The sequence below is a fragment of the Algibacter luteus genome (genome assembly GCF_900141715.1).
Lineage (GTDB): Bacteria > Bacteroidota > Bacteroidia > Flavobacteriales > Flavobacteriaceae > Arenitalea > Arenitalea lutea.
On record NZ_FQYK01000001.1, the window covers coordinates 68465 to 93450 of the forward strand.

Here is a 24986-nt window from a genome sequence, read left to right on the forward strand (position 1 = left end):
TTATTGATACAAATAGCAGAGTGTAATTATAGTTTAGACACTTAACATATCTCATAACAGTATTTAAAATCCTGATAGTTTCCTATCAGGATTTTTTGATTTTTAATGTTGTAAAGTTTGATTATATTTATTGGTTACAACTCACACTAAAGTTGCATTATCCTGACTTTTTTGGCGGGTAACTGTATTCCTCAATAAATAGTAAATGCAGATGGCTCATCAATTAGAACTTATGTAAGAGTGGGAAAACAAAAAAGCTATGGCTATGAAAAACTGGAGTAAACAAATAGATGAGAACACTCAAAATTTTGTCGAGACTTTTGGTGGTTTAAGTATGGAACAATTAAATTGGAAACCCAATGCTAATACTTGGAGTATTGCACAAAATATGGAGCATTTAATAGTAATAAATAAAACCTATTTTCCAATTATTGAATCTATTCGCAATGGGAAATATAAAAAACCGTTTATTGCAAAATTTGGATTTATAGTTGCCTTCTTTGGTAAAACAATTTTACAAGCGGTTCAGCCAGATAGGAAAAAGAAAATGAAAACATTTCCAATTTGGGAACCATCAAAAAGTGCGATACCTGAAGGGATTCTTGATAGATTCAAAGCACACCAATCTGAACTCCAACAAATCATTGAGAATTCAAGAGATTTGATAGAAAAAAGAACCATCATCTCATCGCCAGCAAACAAAAATTTAGTCTATAAATTAGAAACGGCATTTGATATTATTGTAACCCACGAACAGCGGCACTTTCAGCAATCAAAAGAAACCTATCAACTCATGATAAAAGAATCTCGCAGCTAACAAGGGCCAAATGCAATTGCCCGTCCTCGTTTATTTCTAAAAATTCTCTAGGAATATTCTATTCGGTTTGTATTTACTAAATTAGTTGCTAATACCAAGTAACTTGCTAAAATCTAACTCGATATTGCCAGCTTTTAAAATAATATCTTAAATATATATAAGTTGAAAACAATAAAACTTTTATTGATTGCCTTCTCAATAATTTTATTTTATATTTGTAAAGAGACAACCAGCAAACCTAGTCCAGAAAGTTTACTAAAAATCAATAAACCAAATGATAGCTCTATCATTGGTATATGGAAACACATGAGTCCACATGGACCTGTAAAAATAAATTTTAAAGAGAATGGCGTTGTTGAAACAGATTTAGGAGATAATAATTCAGTTGATGTCATTTCAAACTATGTTGTACAAGCTGATACTATAAAGTTTATTGATAAAGATGGAAAATCTTGTCCTAATCATGGCATTTATAAAATTTATCATCGAGGCTATACGGTTGCTTTTGATGTTTTAGATGATCTCTGTAATGGAAGAATTAAATCTACATCAGGATTTTGGGTGAGACCAAATCATATGGAGCAAATTAGTCAATTGAATACAATAATTGAAAAAACAAATGATATTGAATATGTATTACATAGAGGAAGAATGTATTTAGCTTTAAGCAAAACTAAACTGGCTAAAAAAGACTTTGACACTTACCTAAAAAAAGATTCTTTAAATGCTAAAGTATTTATACACAGAGCTGCAACAAGATTCCCAAACGGATTAAAAGGGATTGTTTATGATTGTAATAGAGCTATCGCTTTAGATTCAACTGATAAGAACGCATATTTTTTAAGAGGTTTAGCATATTATGGATTAAATGAAAAGCAAAAAGGATGCGATGACTTTCAAAAATCTATTGATTTAGGATTTGAAATCTTAAAGCAAGCGGAGTATGATAAATGCAAGGAATATTGGCAGAATGAATAAACTAGCTTTAATAACTCTTGTAATTATGTACTAGTTCGAGTTTAATTTGGGTAATCCTACGAATTCCCACTGATTAGAGAACTTTTGTAAAATTAGCTGCTTAAACACACTACGGAACTATTTACAACAACCTTGGTTGCAGTTTCAACAGAAATTACTAAATCATAATTATCTGATTATTAGAGTAATAAAGATTTGTTTTAAAATTATTACCTTCACGGACTAGGAATTTTATAGACTTAATTGTTTTATATTATAATAGATAACAAAATAAATTTCAAATCTTATGAAAACCCCAAATTTTAAATTACTTACAATGTTAACCGCATTGACACTTTTTATTGGAACATTTACATCCTGTTCAGATGATGATGATGGACCAACTGCAAATATCACTGTAAACGAAGGACCATCTGGTGATATAGGAGGAGATTTTACCGGAAATGGTGGAGATGCTTCCCGAACAATTAATTGGACAAATAATTTGGCAACAGCCGACTATAATGCTGATATCACTGCTACTGCTGGTGGCGTTTTTCAAATGGTTGTTGCAGATGCTAATGGTACAGTAGTTCTTGACAGGACTCTTAATGGTGGAACCGAACCAGATAGTATCGACGGTGTAACTAGTTCAGGCGAACCAGGAAACTGGACCGTTACCATTACACTTACGTCTTTTAATGGAGACGGAAGTTATTCATTAAGCGCTGGAAACTAATTACAGCTGACATATAAATTACTAAAAAGGCTGTCTTTAATTGGATAGCCTTTTCTTATTCAAAATCAATAATACTATAGCCAACACCGTATATGGCTCTTTGCCGTTAAATTCCTTATCGGAATTCAATGCAATTTGCTATCTTTCGGTTACGACGGAAAATCATAGCTGATTCTTCGCAAAGAGCTAAACACAAAAAACGATGGAACACGTTCAGCAACAAGCTGAAAAATCCGAAATGGAATTACAGAAAGCCAACATAACAGACATTACCAAACTGAAAAAAATCTGCATTGAAGCCTATTCCAAAAGCTTTTATGACCATTGGAACGAAGGTGGCCTTGAGTGGTACTTAGATAAAGAATTTAGTATTGAAAGGCTCACATCCGATCTGTTGGATACAAAAACTGCATACTATTTTATCACACATGAATTAAACCATGTTGGGTTTATAAAAATTAGAAACCAAGAGCACAAAACTTTTGATATAGAAAATGCAATAGAATTGGAAAAAATTTATGTGCTACCGGAATACAAAGGCATGGGAATCGGGAAATTAGCATTGATTGAAATTATAAAGATTACAAAGGCACTAGACTATAAAAATATGTTTCTGTGCGTGATTGATACCAATGCAAATGCCATTGCATTCTATGAAAAGCTCGGTTTCAATTTTCATAGTAAAACCATTTTAGACGTGCCTTATTTTAAAGCCGAACTAAAAGGCATGCATCGTATGATAAAGAAACTGGACGGCAAAAAGCCCGTTACCAATAATGTATAACCATAACTGGCGGTTATAAAAAAACACTAGAAAGACTAAATAAAAACAAAATGCAAACGCTTAGAACATTCATTTTATTAATGGCACTTGTAACATTAAGTTCTTGCCAGTTCAACCAATCCGTAAATAAAGATGTAACAACTGGAGCCTATTCCAGAGGTGATGGCATTGGCGTTGATGATATTGCCATAGAGGTTAACGGAGAAACCGACAATAGAAATGAATTCATGTTTGGTGAACATGTCAACCTTTTGTTTGATAACGTTTCCGGACTCACCAAAGCAAACGGAAAAACATTTCCTGAGCTTGGCATGTATATTGTAAAAAATGAGAAAGACACCATGCTTGCCTATCCGAACTTACTTAAGAGTTTAAATACTGGAACCGAGCTTTCACCACTTCAATTACAAGCCACTTTCAGTGCAGCCTTACCAAATAAAAACAACGAAAAGTATAAAGTATTTATAGAAATTACAGATAAAAAAGGCAAAGGCAAATTTAATTACGAATTGCCGTTTACAGTAAAACCAAACGACTTATTAAACCTAAAAAGCAATGGTATTGAATACTCAAATATTTATTTATGGAATGATACTCTAAAACAACCCGTTTTTGATAATAATATAAGTTTTGAGCATCTTTTTATCTTAATTCTAGACGATATTGAAGGTTTAGAAATAACGAACGAAAAGGTATTTCCTATTTTTTCTGTAGACTTAGTTGATAGCAGTGACCATGTTATACTTTCCAGTCCGAATATATTAAGTGCTTACGAGGAAACAGGTGTAAATCCTCAAGATTTAAAAAATCAAATAACCGCTAAACTAACTTTAGCTAAAGGCACCGTAAATAATCCTTGTAAATTAACTGCAACATTGAAAGATAAAAATTCGGCAAAAGAAATAAATATGATGACTGAATTAAATATAAATTAAGGTTACAACAACAGTTAAAATTTGCGGCTACTAAAAAACCATGAAATACTTCTATCATTACATGTTCGTATTACTTATGCTCGCCTCTTGCAAACAAACTCAAGACCGAGAAACAGTAACACAACAGCAAGCAGACATACATACTGATACGAGCATCCAAACAGATAAGGTTGAAAAAACTGATAGTATTCGTATACTAAACACAGGCCCCAGAGGAGGTGCCTATCAAAATTCAAAGGGAGAAAATTTTAGGTATACCGTGTTTAGAGTAGAAGTTCTCAATCACGCCAGCCATCTAATTCAATTAGATCTTAATTTTCCTAAAAGTCCCACAGGGCTTTTACCCGATTCAACCATTGTGTTTCAAGTCTTTTTAGTTCCCGAGAAATACACGCCCGATACCATACAAGACACCTTCAATTTTGGTGCGAGACTTGAAGCGCTATTTGAATCAGAAGACCCTTACAAGTATGAGCTTTCAACAGCAATTGAGCCACAAGACCAGCAAACCCTTTACATAGGCATTCTATTAAAAAGCCAAATTATTGACGGAGCAACCCGAGCAAAGTTATTTGTTGAAGGGCAAGACCAAGATGCCCCATTTTTTAAGGTAGCGTCTCAAAACAATTATAAACTCCATAACAAGCCCTTAAATTTGGTTTACGGCGTTAGCGTCGCAGATGCAAAATATCACGCATTGATACCTTGCGGGCAAATTAAAATAGAATAAAAGGATCAATTCTACAAAACGATCATGCCATAAAAAAATGCTAACCGGCTTAATAACAGCAATAAAAATCCTGATGAAAAACTATCAGGGTTTTTTGATTTTGTTTGTAGGAAAAATTGTTTATATTTATTGTGTGAAAATCACACTGAAGTTGCTTTATGCTTACTTATTTGGCGAGTATTAGTGATTGAGGTTGTTTTTAAAACATTACAAGCTTCATAATGACCGTGACCAACCAAATGATAGAAACCATAAAAAATATTGACTTTACAACTTACTTAATACCCGTTCTGACTTTCTTTTTTGGATGGATAACCAAAATCATTTATGAAAGATATACTCTGAATTTTAGGTTAAAAAAAGAATTTGAATTTGAGCAAAAGAAGAAACTAAAAGAAGAAATAGCTCAAAACAAAATGAAACTACTGAACTCTGCTGAAGAACTGAATCACAGACTTTGGAATTTTAGTCAACACGTAGGAGAAAATTGGCATAAAGTTACCGCTAATGATTTGAACACAAACGAACATTACTATCTTAAAAGCTTTGTTTACCGTTTTTTAAAGTTTCTATATTGGAACATTCAAACTGAAAAAGACACAATTTCTATTGACACTACAATTGCCAAAAAAGACGATATTTTATTCTTAAAATATATTAAGACTTTTAAAGACATATTTACTGATGTTGACCTGCTAGCGGAATTGAATTATAACAAAGCCCACAATACAAATCATTTCTTTAAAAACAATTTAGCTGACTATTGTATTCTTGTAACTCAAGGAGGAGAAGTTTTAAGCTTTGAGAACTTCAAAGAAATTATGGATAGAGAATATCAAAGTTTAGAAAAAGTGATTAATTATTTTTCAACCATTCAAGATTCTGATGACGATAAAAATCTAAACGTATTGAGAGTTTGTCATTTATTATTAATTCAGTTCTTAAATACTTTTGGACACGATTATCAAAAAACAGACGAAGAAAAAATCAAACGAATTACAGAATTATATAAACCGAAGTTAAGAATAAAGAAAGGAATGATTGAGTTTATAAAGAAAAGTAAATTAGATAAAGAGATGAAATCAATCACCAAAAAAATTACGAAAACCTAACAATGTATATAAAATTTCTAATTTTAGTTAAACCAAAGTTTTTTTTTGTGATTGCTAGCTTTTGCTTTCACTTCGAAAAATTTTCGCGATGAATTAAAGACACTTTTTACTTAGTAGATTAGACTTTGAAAAACGCAATAAAATTATACACAAGATATTAGTGTGTAATTAAAAAAAGAACATAAAATTAATAAATATGATAGATGAGAATAATCAAGAATTGGAATTTGATAATGAAGAATTTGAAGAAATCCAAGAATCTTCTACTAAGGAATTATCAAAAATAGTATCATACAACATTGCGAATACAATTGAAGTTTTAAAGTTCAAAATAGATAACGGGGAAATAGATCTTAAGCCCGAATTTCAAAGAGATTTTGTATGGGATATAAATCGTGCAAGTTTATTTATTGATTCATTACTTATAGGACTTCCAATCCCAAGTGTTTTTTTAGGAAAAAGCAGTGAAGATGAAACATATAAGGTCATTGACGGACAACAACGATTAAAATCCGCTTACTTTTATCTGCAAGGTAAATTTAACACAAAAGGAAAAGAACAAATTTTTAATTTAAGAAAATTAGAAGATAGAGATTGGAATGGTAAAACTTTTGCAGAACTCGATCAAAAATACCAAAGAAGGATACGAAATGCTGTATTGAATACAACTATAATTGAAGATATAGACACTAATCCAAGAGTTGTTCATGATATTTTTCATCGACTAAATACCGGTGGAATGCCACTAAAAGATCAAGAAATTAGAAATTGTATTTATACAGGCTTATTTAATACAAATCTATTTATTCTAAACGAAAATGAAGAATGGAGAAATCTGCTTGGTCAACCATATCCAGATAGAAGATTAAGAGATATTGAACTTGTCCTAAGATTTTTCGCCTTGCATGACAACTTAGAAAATTACAAACCTTCAATGCGTGAATTTTTAAGTAACTATCAAAAAACAAATTCCAATAAACTACCTGACAAAGAAATTTGGGATAAAACAATTTCACTAGTATCGACAAAAATTGGGAATGACGCTTTTAAAATAAAAAGAAGTGTTAATAAATCCGTTTGTGATTCAGTTTTAGTTAGCATAGCTCAAATTCTTGCGGATGGAAAAGCACCTATTGATTTAGCTGTTAACCACAAAAGGCTACTTGCTGATCAAGATTATATTAAATATGTATCATCAGGAACGTCCTCTGAAACTAGTGTCAATGGAAGAATCGCGTTAGCTAGAAACTACTTTTTAGGTTTAAAATAATGGCGATTCAATCACCTGACATATTAACTTTTAAGCAGAACCTTGATGCCACAATTACTGCTATAAAACAACATAGAGCAGATTCGCATGCAGCAATAAAAATACAATCAATGTTGAACGTCACAGCATATGTTCAGGCATCAAGATTTTTAGAAGGTTCAATAAAGCATATTGTGTACAATTGTTGCATCATGAAAGGTTATACAACAGCTCAACTTTCGAGTTTGGAATCTGACCTAAAAAAATTCAATAACCCTGAATTTACAAAAATTAGAGACTTATTTAAAACTATTCTAAATTTCGACATTCTTGATGGTAGAAATAATGGGAACTTTTCACAAACTGATATTACTTTTTTAAATCAGATAGTCCAAAATAGACATCGAAATGTACACGCATCACAAGATTCATCATCCTGGTACAACCAAAATCAAAAAGACATCACTAATTTCCAACAAGAATTTCCGAGTTTAATAAAAATTATTGATTATTTGTCAAATCTTAATTTTAACAAATCAGGAAAACCAGCAAATCTGGTGTCAAATAAAAATCCTATTCAACATACTGCGTTTTCAAATACGCAGTCAATTCAGCAAAATAGAGTAACACAGAAAATTGAGAAATTCAACCTTTGGAAATGGTTCAAAAAAATTATATAACAATAAAACAATACACAAACACTTAATCACTCATTTGAAAAAAACATTAACAGAAAAGAACAGCAAGTTATTATTATGGATTGGATTGATTCTATTTATAGCTGGGATTGGTGTGTTTTTTTATAAAGAAAGTATCCTTTTAGATTCAAAAGTTAATGCTGAAAAAATTGCACAATTCGGAGATTTTATTGGTGGAATTGTTGGTTCTTTGTGGTCTTTGGCTGGCGTCATTCTATTTTATGTTGCGTTAACCGAACAAAGAAAAGATATTGAAATAAATAGAGAGACTCTAAAAGCACAACTTTCAGCCTTAAATCAGCAGATTGAGGAATTTGAATTACAACGAACGGAATTGGCTGAAACCAGAAAAGTTTTTGAGGAACAAAGCGAAACGCTAAAAATACAACGCTTTGAAAACACTTTTTTTCAACTACTAACTTTGCATCACGAACTAGTTGATAAATTAAATTTTTCAAAAGTGTCAATGATGATGAATGTTTCGATGGAAAAAAGAGAAGTCTTATCAAAAGCATTTGAAGATTTAGAAATAAAATTAAGACACTCTAATAGTATTTCTGAAAAAACTTCAACTGGTGCTATCAATTATAAAGTAGAAAATCCAAATACAAAAGAAATTGCTATAAAGAGATTGAACAAAGCTTATAAAGAGTTTTACTTTGATGACTACAAGCAGATTTTAAGTCATTATTTTAGAAATGTTTACCATATTTTCAAGTTCATTTATAAATCTCAATTAATCAAAAAATCAAAGAAACAGTTTTACGCTACTCTTGTTAGAGCTCAACTATCCTCTGACGAATTATTTTTAATTTTATACAATTCACTTCATCAAGGATTAGGATATCCGAATTTTTTGTTTCTAATAAAAGAATTTGACATCATGCAAAATTTTGATTTTAGGATAATAGCGAAATATCCTTATCACCAAGAAATTTATGATGACAAGATAAATAGTGTAAAACAAAAATTTTAAAAATTATTTTACTAAATAGTATTAACAATTCCTCGTTCATTTTTCTCTATTAAATATCTTAGCAATCCAAAAAGTAATCTCAACTCCCTAAACACAACAAACCCAAACTCAAACTCACAACCCCAGCAGATAGCTGCGTTAGGGATTGCAGTGGAAATCCTTTTTGTGAGGCACGAATAAAAAGATTGTAATGTAAAGCCCGCCCCTTGTGGTAACCTTCCTGCCGGAAGGAAGGCGCCTATATAAAAAACACCTGTTTAAAACTCCTTAATAACTCCAATATTCCCTGTAATTTTTATGCTTAAAATTTGAGTAAAAAGACCTAAATTTGCCTTTTTTAAAACACTCACAAACCGAGACATAATGATTCACTTCTTTGGAAACATAACTAGCAACGTTTTTGCGGTTCAAACAACAAAAGAATTATTGCCTGAAACCATTTTAAAATTAACGTGGTTATTTGGCAACCAACCTAAAATTGAGCAAGCATCGATAGATGCTTTTTTTGTTGGCCCTCGTGCGGCTATGATTACGCCTTGGAGTACCAATGCAGTTGAAATTACCCAAAATATGGGCATTAGTGATATTATTAGAATTGAGGAGTTTAAAGCGGTTACCGAAGATTTTAAGGATTTTGACCCGATGATTTCGGAGAAATTTAAGGGCTTAAACCAAAACATGTTTGCCATTGCTATTACCCCTGAACCGATTCTTGATATTGAGGATATTGCGGCATATAACCAGCAGGAAGGCTTATCGTTAAGCGATGAAGAGGTGGCGTATTTGGAAGGTGTTTCGAAAAAAATTGGTAGACCCTTAACAGACTCTGAAGTGTTTGGGTTTTCGCAAGTGAATAGCGAGCATTGTAGACATAAAATTTTTAACGGAACCTTTGTTATTGACGGTGAAGAGAAACCTACCTCGTTATTTAAATTGATTAAAGAAACATCGAAACAACACCCTAATTCGATTGTTTCGGCGTATAAGGATAATGTGGCTTTTATTGAAGGCCCAAAAGTGGAGCAGTTTGCACCTAAACGTGCTGATATTCCAGATTTTTACACCACACAGGATTTTGATTCGGTGATTTCGCTTAAAGCGGAAACGCACAATTTCCCAACTACGGTTGAGCCTTTTAATGGTGCGGCAACGGGTTCGGGTGGTGAAATTAGAGATAGACTTGCAGGCGGAAAAGGCTCGTTACCTTTAGCAGGAACTGCGGTGTACATGACATCCTATTCGCGATTGGAAGCGAATCGCCCATGGGAAAAAGGCATGGTGGAACGTCCTTGGTTGTACCAAACCCCAATGGATATTTTAATTAAAGCCTCGAACGGGGCTTCAGATTTTGGAAACAAATTTGGGCAACCCCTTATTTGTGGTTCGGTTTTAACCTTTGAACACGATGAGCAAAACGATGGCTCTATGAGCGCAGTCGAAGGGTCTCAACGTAAGTTAGGCTACGATAAAGTGATTATGCAAGCTGGTGGTATTGGTTATGGCAAAAAAGAACAAGCTTTAAAAGACACGCCTAAAACGGGCGATAAAATAGTGATTCTTGGTGGTGAAAATTACCGTATAGGTATGGGTGGTGCTGCGGTGTCATCGGCAGATACTGGTGAGTTTGCCTCAGGTATTGAGTTGAATGCAGTACAACGTTCCAACCCAGAAATGCAAAAACGTGCTGCTAACGCGGTGCGTGGCATGGTGGAAAGCGATGAGAATTTTATTGTGTCTATTCACGATCATGGTGCTGGTGGACACTTAAACTGTCTGTCGGAATTGGTTGAGGATACCGGTGGAAAAATTGATTTGGATGCCTTACCTGTTGGCGACCCAACCCTATCTGATAAAGAAATTATTGGTAACGAATCTCAAGAGCGTATGGGATTGGTTATTGCCGAAAAGCATATAGAAACCCTTCGTAACATTGCTGATAGAGAACGCTCGCCAATGTACACCGTTGGTGACGTAACTGGTGATGATAGATTTACGTTCCAATCTAAAACCAAAGGCAACAAACCTATGGATTTGGCCATGGAAGATATGTTTGGAAGTTCGCCTAAAACCATCATGACCGATAAAACGGTGAAGCGTCATTACAGCGACTTAAACTATAAAGCAGACGATTTTTACAGCTATTTAGACCAAGTATTACAGTTGGAAGCTGTAGCTTGTAAAGATTGGTTAACAAATAAAGTAGACCGTTGTGTTGGCGGTAAAGTTGCCAAACAACAATGTGCTGGCCCTTTGCAATTACCACTTAACAACGTGGGTGTGATGGCGCTAGATTTTAAAGGTAAAGAAGGTATTGCGACTTCTATTGGGCACTCGCCTATTTCTGGATTGATTAGTCCGGTGGCTGGAAGTAGAAACAGTATTACCGAAGCTTTAAGCAATATTATTTGGGCACCTTTAAAGGATGGATTAAAATCGGTTTCGCTTTCTGCAAACTGGATGTGGCCTTGTAAAAATGAAGGTGAAGATGCGCGTTTATACGAAGCGGTTGAAGCAGTTTCACAATTTGCTATCGATTTAGGTATTAACGTACCAACCGGAAAGGATTCGCTTTCTATGAAGCAAAAATACCCGAATGAAGATGTGATTTCTCCTGGAACAGTCATTATTTCGGCTGCTGGAAATTGTAACGACATTACCAAAGTGGTTGAGCCTGTTTTTAAACACAATGCTGGTGATATTTATTACATCAACTTATCAAAAGATAACTTTAAACTGGGTGGAAGTTCGTTTGCGCAAGTATTAAACAAGATAGGTAATGATGCGCCTAATGTGAATGATGCCGCTTATGTAAAAACAGTTTTTAACACCATACAACAACTTATTGTTGACGAAAACATAGTTGCTGGACACGATGTGGCTTCTGGTGGATTGATTACAACTTTACTAGAATTATGTTTTGCAAATACCAACACAGGTGCAGAATTAGACCTTTCTGCTCTAGGTGAACAAGATGCTTTTAAAGTGTTGTTTGCTGAAAATGCTGGTTTGGTGATTCAAGCTAAAGATGCTTCCATTGAACGTGTTTTAGCTGATGCGAATATTGAATTTTATAACATTGGAAAAGTAACTGCTTCTGATGTGTTGAGCATAATCAATAACTCCGATGTGTTTACCATGACCGTTTCAAGATTACGCGATGTTTGGTATAAAACATCATTCTTACTTGACCAGAAACAAACAGCAAATGGTTTAGCGGAAGCTAGATATAACAATTATAAAAACCAACCTTTAAGATATACATTCCCGAAACATTTTACGGGAAAATTAAAAGATGTCATTGCGAACAAAGTGAAGCAATCTGCTTCTGATGGAATGATTGCCGCGTCGCAAACTCCTCGCAATGACAGTAAAAGACCTAAAGCTGCTATTCTGCGTGAAAAAGGATCAAACTCTGAACGTGAAATGGCAAATGCCATGTATTTAGCTGGTTTTGATGTGAAAGATGTACACATGACCGATTTAATTTCTGGTCGTGAAACCCTTGAAGACATTCAATTTTTAGGTGCTGTTGGTGGTTTTAGTAATTCGGATGTTTTAGGTTCTGCCAAAGGTTGGGCAGGTGCCATTAAATACAACGAAAAGGCCAATACAGTTTTTCAAAATTTCTTTAAAAGAGAAGATACTTTGTCTGTAGGTATTTGTAACGGTTGCCAATTATTTATGGAATTGGATGAAATTAATCCGGAGCATGAGGTACACGGAAAGATGGTTCATAACGATTCGCATAAACACGAAAGTGGCTTTACATCGGTAAAAATTCAAGAGAATACATCAGTAATGTTATCGACGCTTGCTGGTACCACTTTAGGTGTATGGATTTCGCATGGTGAAGGTAAATTTAAGTTGCCTTACACTGAAGACAAATACAACATTGTGGCTAAATATGCTTATGCTGAATATCCGCATAACCCGAACGGTTCAGATTTTAACACCGCCATGATGTGTGATAAAACAGGAAGACATTTGGTAACGATGCCACATATTGAGCGTTCGACATTCCAATGGAATTGGGCCAATTATCCTGATGATAGAAAAGATGAAGTAACGCCTTGGTTAGAAGCGTTTGTAAATGCTAGAGAGTGGTTGGAAAAGCATTAAAAATGCTTAACCAACCTAATTAATATTTTTGATTTACTTGGTAATCATTTTTGAAACCCCTTGGACTTTTACAATATAAGTGCCTTTAGTAAGGCTATTGATATTGATTTGACCTTTAGGCGCCTCAATAGTTGAGTTGATTACCGTTCTGCCTAACATATCTATAATTTGAACCTGCCCTAAATTAATATTTTCTAAAGCAAGATTTAAATAATCGCCAGTTACAGGCACAGGATACAAACGCAAGTTATTGCCTTGTTTTGTCTTGTAATCGACACTTAGTGTACCGCTACCCCCAAAACCAACAACTAAACCAACATCGGATTGTCTGTATGGTCTGCCTGTTCCGCTAGCATTAAACTCTTCAGCCCCAGCATCAAAATTGGCTGGTCTTGAACCGCCGATGATATCTTCGGTTAAAAATGGATAAGAACCCGTGGCATAATCTATAGCTGCACTTCCGCTAGTAATTCTGTAAAAATCGGTACCAGAAGTAAGTAATCCTGATGTCACATTGATGTTACCCGTTGCTGTTACAGACCCGAAAGAATCGAATGTTCCGTTTTGTTTTATATTATTCTCATACTTTGACGCTGCTCCTATGAGTTGCGTAGTCACTTGGATAGCTTTATTGGTGTTTTCATACATGATATTGTTGGCAATAACAACATCTTGAGGCGCCTGATTTTGAGTACCTGAACTGAAAGTCGCCCCTACTCGAATACCTAAATCGCAATTTACAAACGTGTTGTTTATAATGGTTGCGTTTTTTACTTGATAATAACCATTTAAAGGGCTATTTAAAATACCGTTATGAATATTAATACCTGCAAGACCGTTAGTATTGGAGTTATTAGGGTATTTCGCTACAGTGCCTTCAATATAGTTATTGTAAACTTTATGGTTTTCACCCATCATTCGAATACCACCACTAAAAGATTGCCCATTGGCTAAAAAGAAGTTATTATAAACTTCGCAGTTATCGCCATGTCTCAAGGTTAATGCCCCTGAATAATCTTCGAAAGTATTGTTGTAGTATTTATTGCTGCCACTTTTATTTGAAATGACTTCAATCTCGCCAACAAAATTGTAGAAATAATTGTCGTAAACTTCAGTAAACGAGTCTGATAATGATGTTGAACTGCTTCCGATTCTAATCGCATCTTGATTGTTTTCATCATTAACTACTCCAATAGGCGTTCTATCGGCAAAATAATTATGATGAATTTTATGATAGTTTGCAATGGTTGAACTTCTGTTATCATTAATAATACTTCCAACGCCATTTTTACCAATAAATGACGAATAGCTTACCTCGTTATTTGCACCTCTCAATAAAATCCACTTATAAACACTTGTTGCTTGTGCTGCCGATTGGTTATAGGAATCGATTTTGATATTGGTTACTGTACAATTATTACAATCGTTAGACGCCTTAAAATCTATTACCGGTGTCCCAGTCGCGATGTTGGAAGCGTTTTGAAAAACAACGCCTTCAAAAATAATATAAGACCCGCCCATTTTAACAGAGCATTTCCCTTCAAAGAATACACTCCCTGGTGTTTGAGCCTTTATTGTTACTGGATTAGACATTGTTCCTGATTTTTGAATAGTGATCTGAACGTATGTCCATGTTCCGTTAGCCAATGTTATGGTTGTGCCAGGAACCGCGTTGCTAATTGCTGTATTTAATTCGGCATTTGTGGTAACCGTTTGCGCTCCTAGAAGCCCACCAAATAAAAACAATACAAATAGAAAGAAAGGAAATGTAATTTTTTTCATAACATCTAAGATTAAACTTAATTATAAAATTGATTAACCAATCTGGTTAACCAAATATACGATTAAAAGTAAACCATGATACAAAAATGAAAAAATAAATTTAGCCGCCATTACAAACACCCTTAAACACTCAAAAAGAAGGACTTATACACCTAGTTTTTATTACCTATTTATAAAAAAAACGTGTTACCTAAGTATGTTTTATGTAAGAAAAAAGTAACGCTAATTTTTCTAAAAACGCTAATGTTATCACTTTAAATGAATTAACTCGTCATTTTAAATCATATGTCATTATTAAAAACATAATCATTCTAATTTCAAAAAGAAAGCCAGAAATGAAACATTCATCTCTGGCTTTGCAATTCAAAAAAATAAATAAAAAAATAAAAAAATTATTATAGGGATGATTTAATAGCCGCTTGAGCCGAAACTAATCTTGCTATAGGTACGCGATAAGGTGAGCAACTCACATAATCCATTCCTGAATTATAGAAAAACTCTACCGAGCTTGGTTCGCCACCATGTTCACCACAAACACCAACCTTTAAATCTGGTTTTATGCTTCTACCGCGTTCGATACCGAGATTGACTAACTGCCCCACCCCTTCTTGATCTAGAACTTCAAAAGGATCGTCTTTTAGAATTCCTTTTTCGATGTAAATTGGTAAAAACTTACCAGCATCATCACGAGAATAACCAAATGTCATTTGCGTTAAATCGTTTGTTCCGAACGAGAAGAAATCTGCTTTTTTAGCAATTTGATCTGCTAATAAAGTTGCTCTAGGAATTTCAATCATCGTTCCAACCAAATATTCAACTTTATCATTGCGTTCTTCAAAAATCTTATTTGCAGTGGTTCTAATAATTTGCTCTTGGAATTCAAATTCTTTAACCGTTCCGATTAAAGGCACCATGATTTCAGGTTTACAAATGATACCACGTTCTTTTAAATTAATTGCCGCTTCAATAATAGCACGTGTTTGCATCTCGGTAATTTCAGGATAGGTATTTCCTAATCGACAACCACGATGACCAAGCATCGGATTAAACTCTTCCAGCTCTGCTACTTTATTTTTTACAGCTTGTAAAGAAATATGCATTTCTTCCGCCAGTTCTTTTTGAGTTGCCAGTTGGTGAGGCACAAACTCATGCAGTGGTGGGTCTAGTAAACGAATGGTTACGGCATAACCTTCCATGGCTTCAAAAATACCTTCAAAATCGGCACGTTGCATAGGCAGTAAATCTTCTAACGCTTGTTTTCTTCCTTTAACAGTATCAGCCAAAATCATTTCACGCATGGCTTTAATTCTGTCTACTTCAAAAAACATATGTTCAGTACGCGTGAGTCCAATTCCTTGCGCCCCATAACTACGTGCTACCTTAGCATCGTTAGGAGAATCGGCATTAGTACGCACTTTCATTTTTGCATACTTATCAGACAGCTTCATGACTTCTGCAAATTCACCGCTTAACTCGGGCTCCATGGTCGCTACTTTACCTTCAATGATATTTCCTGTAGAACCGTTTAAAGAAATCCAATCGCCCTCATGATAGACATGATTACCAACGGTTAAGGTTCTTGTTTTATAATTTATTTTTAATGCGCCAGCACCAGAAATACAGCATTTACCCATACCTCTTGCAACAACCGCAGCATGCGATGTCATACCACCACGAGCTGTTAAAATACCCTTGGCAATATTCATTCCTTCTAAATCTTCAGGAGAGGTTTCTATTCTTACCAGAATACTATTTTTGTATTTATCGGCTTCATCTGCGAAGAACACAATTTTTCCTGTGGCAGCTCCTGGTGATGCTGGTAAACCTTGCGCAATAACATGTGCCCTTTTTAAGGCTTTAGGATCGAAAATAGGATGTAATAATTCATCTAATTTATTTGGTTCGATTAACAACAAAGCTTCTTTTTCGTTAATCATACCTTCTTTTAATAAATCCATGGCAATTTTTACCATAGCCGCACCGGTACGTTTACCATTTCTAGTTTGCAAAATCCAAAGCTTTCCATCTTGAATAGTAAACTCCATATCTTGCATATCGCGGTAATGCTTTTCGAGGATATCTTGGTACGAATTAAGCTCTTTATACATTTTAGGCATTAATTCCTCCAATGACGGATAATTTTCCAATCTATCGTCTTCTTCAATTTTGGCTAATTCTGCCCAACGTTGAGATCCTAGTTTTGTAATTTGTTGAGGCGTTCTTACACCTGCCACTACATCTTCACCTTGTGCATTTATTAAATACTCACCGTTGAAAACATTTTCGCCAGTTCCTGCATCACGTGTAAAACAAACGCCAGTACCAGAATTGTCTCCCATATTTCCGTAAACCATGGCTTGCACGTTTACAGCTGTTCCCCAATCGGCAGGATAGCCATTCATGTTTCTATAATAAATAGCTCTATCGCCATTCCAACTGTTGAAAACAGCTATTATAGCACCCCAAAGTTGTTCCCATGGGTCACTAGGAAAAATCAAACCTTTTTTCTTTCTAACAACATCTTTAAAATCGAAAACTAAGTCTTGTAAATCTTGAACCGAAAACTCGGTATCTAGATTTATTCCACGTTTTTCTTTAAGGTTTTCAATAATTTCTTCGAAAGGATCGATATCTTCTTTAGATTCTGGCTTCATGCCTAAAACCACACCGCCATACATTTGTATAAATCTTCGGTAAGAATCCCAAGCAAATAGCTCGTTATTGGTTTTTTTAGCTAATCCTAAAACGACCTCATCATTCATACCTAAATTTAAAACGGTATCCATCATTCCTGGCATTGAAACTCTTGCCCCAGATCGCACAGATACTAACAATGGATTTTCTTTATCGCCAAATGTTGTACCCATTAAAGATTCAATGTTCGCAATGGATGCTTCAACCTCTGCTTTTATTAAGTCTACCACAGCATCTTTACCTAGTAAATTATATTCCGTACAGACTTCAGTTGTAATCGTGAACCCTGGCGGCACTGGTATGCCTATAGCGCTCATTTCGGCTAAGTTGGCACCTTTACCTCCAAGAAGATTTTTCATTGTACTATTTCCGTCAGCTTTTTTGTTTCCAAACTTGTAAACTCTAGCTTTTACCTCTTCAAGTATTTCCATAATTTTTGATTTAAAATTGCACTTAAAAACACTAGTAAATGTAGCTACTTAAAGGAAAATATTTAATGATAAAAATCATGAAAAATGCAATAAAATGAGGAATTACGAAGATATTTTTAGAATTTAATAAGATATCTCTCGGATAGTAAGAATTTCATATTTTGAACAGCTCAAAATAACCAGTCTGTTGGACTTTTTTTGCATATGAAATCAAAAAAAAGCACCTTCAAAAAACGAAGATGCTCTTTCTTGCAATTAACTAAAACTTGACTTATACTAATTCAAACTCTTTATTTATCTTTTTATACGCTTGATTAACTTCGCGTTTCATGAATAACGAAACCACTAAAGCAACTACAAATAATCCTGCAAACACAGTTAAAGTAGCATCTAAAGAACCTGTGGCGTTTTTAACAACATCGTAAATTGTTGGTCCTACAACACCTGCTAATCCCCAAGCTGCGAGAACCATACCGTGTATTGCGCCTAATTGCTTCGTTCCAAACAAATCTCCTAAAAAGGCAGGTAATGTTGCAAAACCACCGCCGTACATAGTTATTACTGTAAACAATACAATTAAGAAACTTAATTCCATGGTCATTTTTGGCAAGAAATAGAATGCCAAAATTTGAAATGCAAAGAATATAATATAGGTGTTTGCACGCCCTAAATAATCAGATAAGCTAGACCATAAAATTCTACCTAATCCGTTAAATACACCTATAAAACCAACTATTGCTGCGGCTTCCATTGGGGTGTAATTTAATTTTTCTTGCATCATTGGACTTGCCGCTGATATGATGGCTATACCGCATGCAATGTTTATAAACATCATAATCCAGATGTAATAAAAACGATTTGTTTTTAATGAAGCATTGGCATCGATATTAGACATATCGGCTTTAATGGTTTTACCTTCTCCAGGTTTGAAACCTTCCGGCATATACCCTTCTGGTGGTCTTTCAATATATCTTGCAGATGATAAAATAAGTACCATGTAAATAACACCTAAAATATAAAAGGCATTAGATACCCCAACAGCATCAAACAACGATTGCATAACTGGGCCAAATATTAAAGCTGCAAAACCGAAGCCCATAATAGCCATTCCTGTGGCTAATCCACGTCTGTCTGGAAACCATTTTACAAGTGTACTTACTGGTGTAATATAACCTAAGCCTAAGCCTATACCTCCTATAACACCATAGCACAAATAAAATAACCATAACGATTCTAGTTGAACAGCTAGACCCGATCCTAAAATACCTATACCGTAAAAGAATCCGGCGGTTGTTCCGCTTACTTTTGGTCCTACTTTCTCTACCCAGCGACCTAAAAATGCCGCTGATAATCCTAATAATAAAATAGCAATTTTAAATGCCCATTTTATAACACTACCATCAACATCAAAAATATCTTTAACAGGGTTGGTCATTACTGAATAAGCATAAACGGAACCAATTGAAATATGAATTCCAACTGCCGATGCCGCAATTAACCAACGATTTTTTAATTTTTGTGTTTTCATCTTTATCTTCTTTAATACTGAAATTATCAGTATTGTTTAGTTTACTTTTACTTCTTTGAAATAGTTTTGCAGTATTTCTTTTGCAGCATCTATTTCTTCTTTTGTATTCTCACGAGCTTCTTTTAATTGATATTCCCATCCTAAAGCTTCCCATTTATGAATCCCTAGTTTATGATAAGGCTGAAGCTCAATTTTTTCTATAGTCTCATACTCCTTAAAGTATTCACCCATTGCATGTAATAAGTTAGGCGTATTGGTAATTCCTGGTATTAACACATAGCGTAACCACATTGCTTTACCTGAAGCCTCTCTGTGTTTTGCGAAATTGAATGTCGTTTCTTTGTTACGTTGTCCAGTTATATACTCATAACCTTCCTCAGTCATATGTTTAACATCCAACATCACTAAATCTGCATATTTATCTATAAGTTCTTCAGAAAAATGATTTAGAACTCTACCATTAGTATCAATATTTGTATGAATACCTTCTTCTTTAAGACGTTTAAAAAACGGAATTAATGCTTTGGATTGTAGTAATGGTTCACCGCCAGAAACGGTAACTCCGCCTTTTTTTCCAAAATAAGGTTTCAATTTTATCGCCATCTTTACAAGCTCATCGATATGATATTCTTTTCCTCCAGCAGTATCAATAGTATCTGGATTATGGCAGTACAAACATTTAAGTTTGCAGCCTTGAAGAAAAAGCACCATTCTTACGCCTGGACCATCATGGGTTCCGAAGGACTCAATGGAGTGTACGTTTAATATGTTATCTTTAGTTTTGATACCTTAAATTTTTTAAAATAAGCATCCCAAAAAGAAGTTTTGACACTTCTTTTCAAGATGCTACTCAAATATTAATAAAAAAATTACATGGACTCGTGGAACGAACGTGTTATAACTTCCATTTGCTGTTCTTTCGTTAATCTTACAAAGTTTACAGCGTATCCTGAAACACGTATGGTTAATTGTGGATATTCTTCTGGATGCTCCATAGCATCTAGTAGCATTTGTTTATCTAAAACATTTACATTTAAATGTTGTGCTTTATTGATAAAATATCCATCGATAATTGACACTAAGTTCTCGATTCTTTCTTCTGAATCTGCTCCTAAAGATTTAGGTACAATTGAGAATGTATTTGAAATACCATCTAAAGAATCTTTATAATCAATTTTTGCAACCGAATTTAATGAAGCAATAGCACCATTACAATCGCGACCGTGCATTGGGTTTGCTCCAGGAGCAAATGGAATTCCGCTTGGTCTTCCATCTGGTGTAGCACCAGTTTTCTTACCATAAGACACGTTTGATGTGATTGTTAATACAGACATTGTAGGTTCTGCATTTTTATAAACAGGTAGCTTTTTCAATTCATCATTAAAATCTGCTACAGCTTTTGCTGCTAAAGTATCTACACGATCATCATCATTTCCGTATTTAGGGAACTCGCCTTCAACTTTAAAGTCTACTGTAAGCCCTTCTTCATTTCTAATTGGTTTTACTTTAGCGTATTTAATTGCTGAAAGTGAATCGGCAACAATAGATAAACCAGCAATACCATAAGCAATATTAATACTAGGATTGGTATCAATTAATGCCATTTGCGCTTTTTCGTAGTAATACTTATCGTGCATGTAGTGAATAATGTTCATTGAATCATTATAAACTCTCGCAACTTCTTTCATGGCAATTTTAAAATTAGCCATAATTTTATCGTAATCTAAATATTCACAATCGCAAGGCTCAATACCTTCAACCATTAATGTGCCCGTAGTTTCGCAACGCCCACCATTAATAGCAAGTAATAACGTTTTTGCTAAGTTTGTACGAGCTCCGAAAAACTGAATAGATTTACCTAAATCTTGGTAAGAAACACAACAAGCAATTCCGTAATCATCAGAACCACGTTCTGCTCTCATTAAGTTATCATTTTCAAACTGAATTGAAGATGTATCAATAGCAACTTTAGAGCAATAAGCTTTAAAGTTTTCTGGTAATTGCTCAGACCAAAGAATTGTCATATTTGGTTCTGGTGAAGGTCCTAAATTGTATAAGGTATTTAAGAAACGGTAAGACGTTTTAGTTACTTTAGTTCTTCCATCATCAAACATTCCTCCAATAGCTTCCGTTACCCAAGTAGGATCTCCTGCAAAAATCTCATCATAAGCTGCCATTCTTAAGTGACGAACCATACGTAACTTCATCACAAATTGGTCGATATATTCTTGAGCTTCTTCCTCGTTAATTAAACCTTCTTGTAAATCGTTTTCAATATAAATATCTAAGAAAGTAGATACATTTCCTAAAGACATGGCTGCGCCATCTTGTTCTTTTACAGCTGCTAAATATGCCATGTACGTCCATTGTACAGCTTCTTTTGCATTATCAGCAGGACGACTTAAATCTAGGTTATAAGTTTTACCTAATTCAAGCATGTCTTTTAGTGCTTTAATTTGCTCTGAAACCTCTTCACGTAAACGGATAACCGCTTCAGTCATAGGACCAGTAATGTTTGCTAAATCTTTAGCTTTCTCTTCAATTAAGAAATTAATTCCGTAAAGTGCCACACGACGGTAGTCACCAATAATTCTACCTCTAGCATAATTATCAGGTAATCCTGTTAAAAACCCTAACGAACGGAATTTTCTAATTTCCTCATTATAAGCATCAAAAACACCATCATTATGTGTTTTAACGTATTTAGAAAATAAGTCTGTTAAAGCATCATTTGGTTTTACGCCTTGTTCTGCTAACGCTTTTTGAACCACTTTAAAACCTCCAAAAGGTTTCATGGCTCTTTTTAATAATTCGTCGGTTTGCAAACCAACAATAACTTCATTTTCTTTATCGATATAACCCGCACCAAACGAGCTTACCGTTGAAATCGTTTCTGTATCTACAGATCGTACACCATTATTTTTTCGTTCTTCCTGTGTAGCTGCTTTGCAGACCTCCCATAATTTAAGAGTTCTTTCGCTCGGACCAACTAAAAATTCGTGTGTTCCGTGGTAAGGAGTAATGTTATTGTATACAAAATCTCTAACATTAAGTTCCTCAGTCCAAATCCCGTAATTAAATTGTTTTACTTCCATTTTTTTATGTATTAATATTTTAAGAAATCAAATTTTATAAGTACATCACAAAATTAAATACGGGGCTTCATAATAAACCTGATAAATGTCAGTAAATCCCTAAAACCCAATAAACCAAGTGATTTTATTTTACGAAAACGTTTGAGTTTGATCCTTTTAAATTGTGATTAATCTACAACCTTAACACTTTAAATAGAAAATTGACAAGAAAAATGATGTAATTAAAGTTTTTTTACAAAATTTGAATAATTATATTACACTTTTAATAAAAATTACTAGTTCATTGTAAAGATTTATGAATATTTTGAAATTGAAATAATCGTACTACTTTTTTTTTAATTTGAACATAAAATGAGTTCAATGATTCTAAAACTAAGGCAATAACCTATTTATTTTTCAACCCATTAGACCAATACATACCTATCATTAAAACAATCATTTTTTTTTAAGTTTTCATCTTGACATTATAGAGTATTTGAAATTCCTATTTAATTTCATACTTTGCACAAAGGCTACAACTAAACTTATGAAAAAAATAACCAGACTTTTTGATTTCGCTTACTACCAATTAGAAAATAAACCTAATGATGCTGCATTAGTTACAAAATATAACGGAGCATGGGTTAAAACCTCAACTCAAGAATATATTGATAAAGCGAATTGCATTAGTAGAGCCTTGTTACGATTGGGTGTTAAAAAAAATGATAGAATTGCCGTTATTTCATCGACTAACCGTACCGAATGGAATTTCATGGATATTGCAGTTTTACAAATTGGAGCTCAAAATATTCCAATATATCCTACAATTTGTGCTGAAGATTATGAATATGTTTTGAATCACAGCGAATCAATTTATTGTTTTGTTTCAGACGAAGAAGTTTTAGAAAAAGTAAGAAAAGTACAAGGAAATACAAAACTGAAAGAGGTCTACTCTTTTGATCATATAGAAGGTTGTAAACATTATTCAGAATTATTTAAATTAGGTGAAGACACTTCTAATCAAAATGAAGTTGATGCTCGGAAAGATGAAGTTAAACCTGAAGAATTGGCTACAATAATTTACACTTCGGGAACTACAGGAAAACCTAAAGGCGTAATGCTTTCGCATTGGAATATTACCAGTAATGTATTGGATAGCTTCCCTCGAGTACCTCTAAAAGGAAATGATACAAGAGTTTTAAGTTTTTTACCTATTTGCCATATTTTTGAACGCGTCCTTATATATGTATACCAATATGCAGGAACATCAATCTACTTTGCAGAAGGCATTGATAAAATAGGTGATAACGCCAAAGAAATAAAACCCAATTTAATGAGTGTTGTTCCAAGACTTCTTGAGAAGGTTTACGACAAAATTATGGCTAAAGCTGAAGAACTATCAGGCATTAAAAAAATGTTGTTTTATTGGGCTGTAGGTTTGGGCGAAAAGTGGGAACCTTACGGAAAAAATGGCGCATGGTATGAATTTAGATTAAAAATTGCGAACAAGCTTATTTTTAGTAAATGGCGAGAAGCCCTTGGCGGCGAATTATATACTATGGTTTCTGGAAGTGCGGCTTTACAACCTCGATTATCTAGAATTTTTGGTGCCGCTGGCATGCAAGTTATGGAAGGTTATGGTTTAACTGAGACTTCTCCAGTAGTTTCTGTTGGTAAATATGAGGGCCATTTATTTAAAGTTGGTACAGTTGGTAAGCCTATAGATCATGTAGAAGTGAAAATAGCCGAAGATGGCGAAATACTCATAAAAGGTCCCAATGTGATGATGGGCTATTACAAAGATCCTGAAAAAACGGCTAGCGTCATGACAGGTGATTATTTTCATACTGGCGATAAAGGAGAAATTGATGATGATGGGTTTTTAAAAATTACAGGTCGTAAAAAAGAAATGTTCAAAACCTCAGGTGGCAAATATATTATCCCAACACTTCTTGAAAATGAATTTAAGCAATCCCGTTTTATAGAACAGATTATGGTAATTGGCGAAGGCGAAAAAATGCCTGCAGCTTTAATACAGCCAAATTTTGAGTTTATTAAAGATTGGATAGAACATAAAAGTCAATCTATTGGAACCTCTTTTGATGAAATTGTGAATTCTCAAATAATTCATGATCGCATTCAAGAAGAAATTGATCAGTGCAACAAGAAGTTTGGAAAATGGGAGCAAATCAAGAAATTCGAATTGACGCCAGAAATTTGGTCTATTGATGCAGGTCACCTAACGCCTACTTTAAAAATGAAACGCGATGTAATTAAGAATAAGTATCTCGATTTAATTGAAAAAATTTATCGACCATAATTAATTTTAGCACTTCAGAATAAAAATCAATTTTTAAAATT

The 24986-nt window shown here is 34.1% G+C and carries 17 protein-coding genes; 12 read left to right on the forward strand and 5 right to left on the reverse strand.

All coding sequences use genetic code 11. The features are described from left to right. Positions 1–265 precede the first annotated feature (265 nt). From BUA46_RS00315 to purL, 11 genes are all read left to right on the forward strand, one after another. Positions 266–817, forward strand: a complete 552-nt coding sequence (locus tag BUA46_RS00315; RefSeq protein ID WP_143148034.1) for a DinB family protein — start codon at positions 266–268, stop codon at positions 815–817. A 162-nt stretch (positions 818–979) separates the two neighbouring features. Next, positions 980–1795, forward strand: a complete 816-nt coding sequence (locus tag BUA46_RS00320) for a tetratricopeptide repeat protein (protein ID WP_019387096.1) — start codon at positions 980–982, stop codon at positions 1793–1795. 286 nt (positions 1796–2081) lie between these two features. After that, positions 2082–2513, forward strand: coding sequence for a hypothetical protein (locus tag BUA46_RS00325; protein ID WP_019387095.1), 432 nt, complete (start codon positions 2082–2084; stop codon positions 2511–2513). Between the two features lie 202 nt (positions 2514–2715). Then, positions 2716–3297, forward strand: coding sequence for a GNAT family N-acetyltransferase (locus BUA46_RS00330; protein WP_019387094.1), 582 nt, complete (start codon positions 2716–2718; stop codon positions 3295–3297). A gap of 50 nt (positions 3298–3347) precedes the next feature. Beyond that, positions 3348–4232, forward strand: coding sequence for a hypothetical protein (locus tag BUA46_RS00335; RefSeq protein ID WP_019387093.1), 885 nt, complete (start codon positions 3348–3350; stop codon positions 4230–4232). 40 nt (positions 4233–4272) lie between these two features. Further along, complete coding sequence (locus BUA46_RS00340; protein ID WP_019387092.1) at positions 4273–4962, forward strand: hypothetical protein; 690 nt, start codon at positions 4273–4275, stop codon at positions 4960–4962. A 239-nt stretch (positions 4963–5201) separates the two neighbouring features. Then, positions 5202–6074, forward strand: coding sequence for a hypothetical protein (locus BUA46_RS00345; RefSeq protein ID WP_143148035.1), 873 nt, complete (start codon positions 5202–5204; stop codon positions 6072–6074). Positions 6075–6270: 196 nt separating this feature from the next. Next, positions 6271–7344, forward strand: a complete 1074-nt coding sequence (locus BUA46_RS00350) for a DUF262 domain-containing protein (protein WP_019387090.1) — start codon at positions 6271–6273, stop codon at positions 7342–7344. After that, positions 7344–8003 (forward strand): hypothetical protein, encoded by a 660-nt coding sequence (locus BUA46_RS00355; RefSeq protein ID WP_019387089.1) that lies wholly within the window; start codon positions 7344–7346, stop codon positions 8001–8003. The genes BUA46_RS00350 and BUA46_RS00355 overlap by 1 nt, the downstream gene beginning before the upstream one ends. A 34-nt stretch (positions 8004–8037) precedes the next feature. After that, positions 8038–8997: a putative phage abortive infection protein gene (locus BUA46_RS00360; RefSeq protein WP_143148036.1), complete on the forward strand. Its 960-nt coding sequence runs from the start codon at positions 8038–8040 to the stop codon at positions 8995–8997. Positions 8998–9360: 363 nt separating this feature from the next. Beyond that, a complete protein-coding gene (gene purL / locus BUA46_RS00365) occupies positions 9361–13116 on the forward strand; it encodes a phosphoribosylformylglycinamidine synthase (RefSeq protein WP_019387087.1) in 3756 nt (1251 codons plus the stop codon). A gap of 33 nt (positions 13117–13149) precedes the next feature. On the opposite strand, the gene BUA46_RS00370 is transcribed toward purL, so the two are convergent. The 5 genes from BUA46_RS00370 to pflB all read right to left on the reverse strand — a co-directional run bounded on the left by BUA46_RS00370 (position 13150) and on the right by pflB (position 22646). Further along, positions 13150–14898, reverse strand: a complete 1749-nt coding sequence (locus BUA46_RS00370) for a chondroitinase-B domain-containing protein (protein ID WP_019387086.1) — start codon at positions 14896–14898, stop codon at positions 13150–13152. Positions 14899–15293: 395 nt separating this feature from the next. Further along, on the reverse strand, positions 15294–18023 hold the full coding sequence (gene ppdK, locus BUA46_RS00375) for a pyruvate, phosphate dikinase (RefSeq protein ID WP_019387085.1): 2730 nt from the start codon (positions 18021–18023) through the stop codon (positions 15294–15296). A gap of 271 nt (positions 18024–18294) precedes the next feature. Next, positions 18295–19551, reverse strand: coding sequence for an L-lactate MFS transporter (locus BUA46_RS00380; protein WP_019387084.1), 1257 nt, complete (start codon positions 19549–19551; stop codon positions 18295–18297). Between the two features lie 36 nt (positions 19552–19587). Further along, positions 19588–20337, reverse strand: coding sequence for a pyruvate formate-lyase-activating protein (gene pflA, locus BUA46_RS00385; RefSeq protein WP_143148037.1), 750 nt, complete (start codon positions 20335–20337; stop codon positions 19588–19590). 83 nt (positions 20338–20420) lie between these two features. Further along, positions 20421–22646: a formate C-acetyltransferase gene (pflB, locus tag BUA46_RS00390; protein ID WP_019387082.1), complete on the reverse strand. Its 2226-nt coding sequence runs from the start codon at positions 22644–22646 to the stop codon at positions 20421–20423. 526 nt (positions 22647–23172) lie between these two features. Between pflB and BUA46_RS00395 the strand changes: the two genes are divergently transcribed. Next, positions 23173–24945, forward strand: a complete 1773-nt coding sequence (locus BUA46_RS00395; protein ID WP_019387081.1) for an AMP-dependent synthetase/ligase — start codon at positions 23173–23175, stop codon at positions 24943–24945. Positions 24946–24986 lie beyond the last annotated feature (41 nt).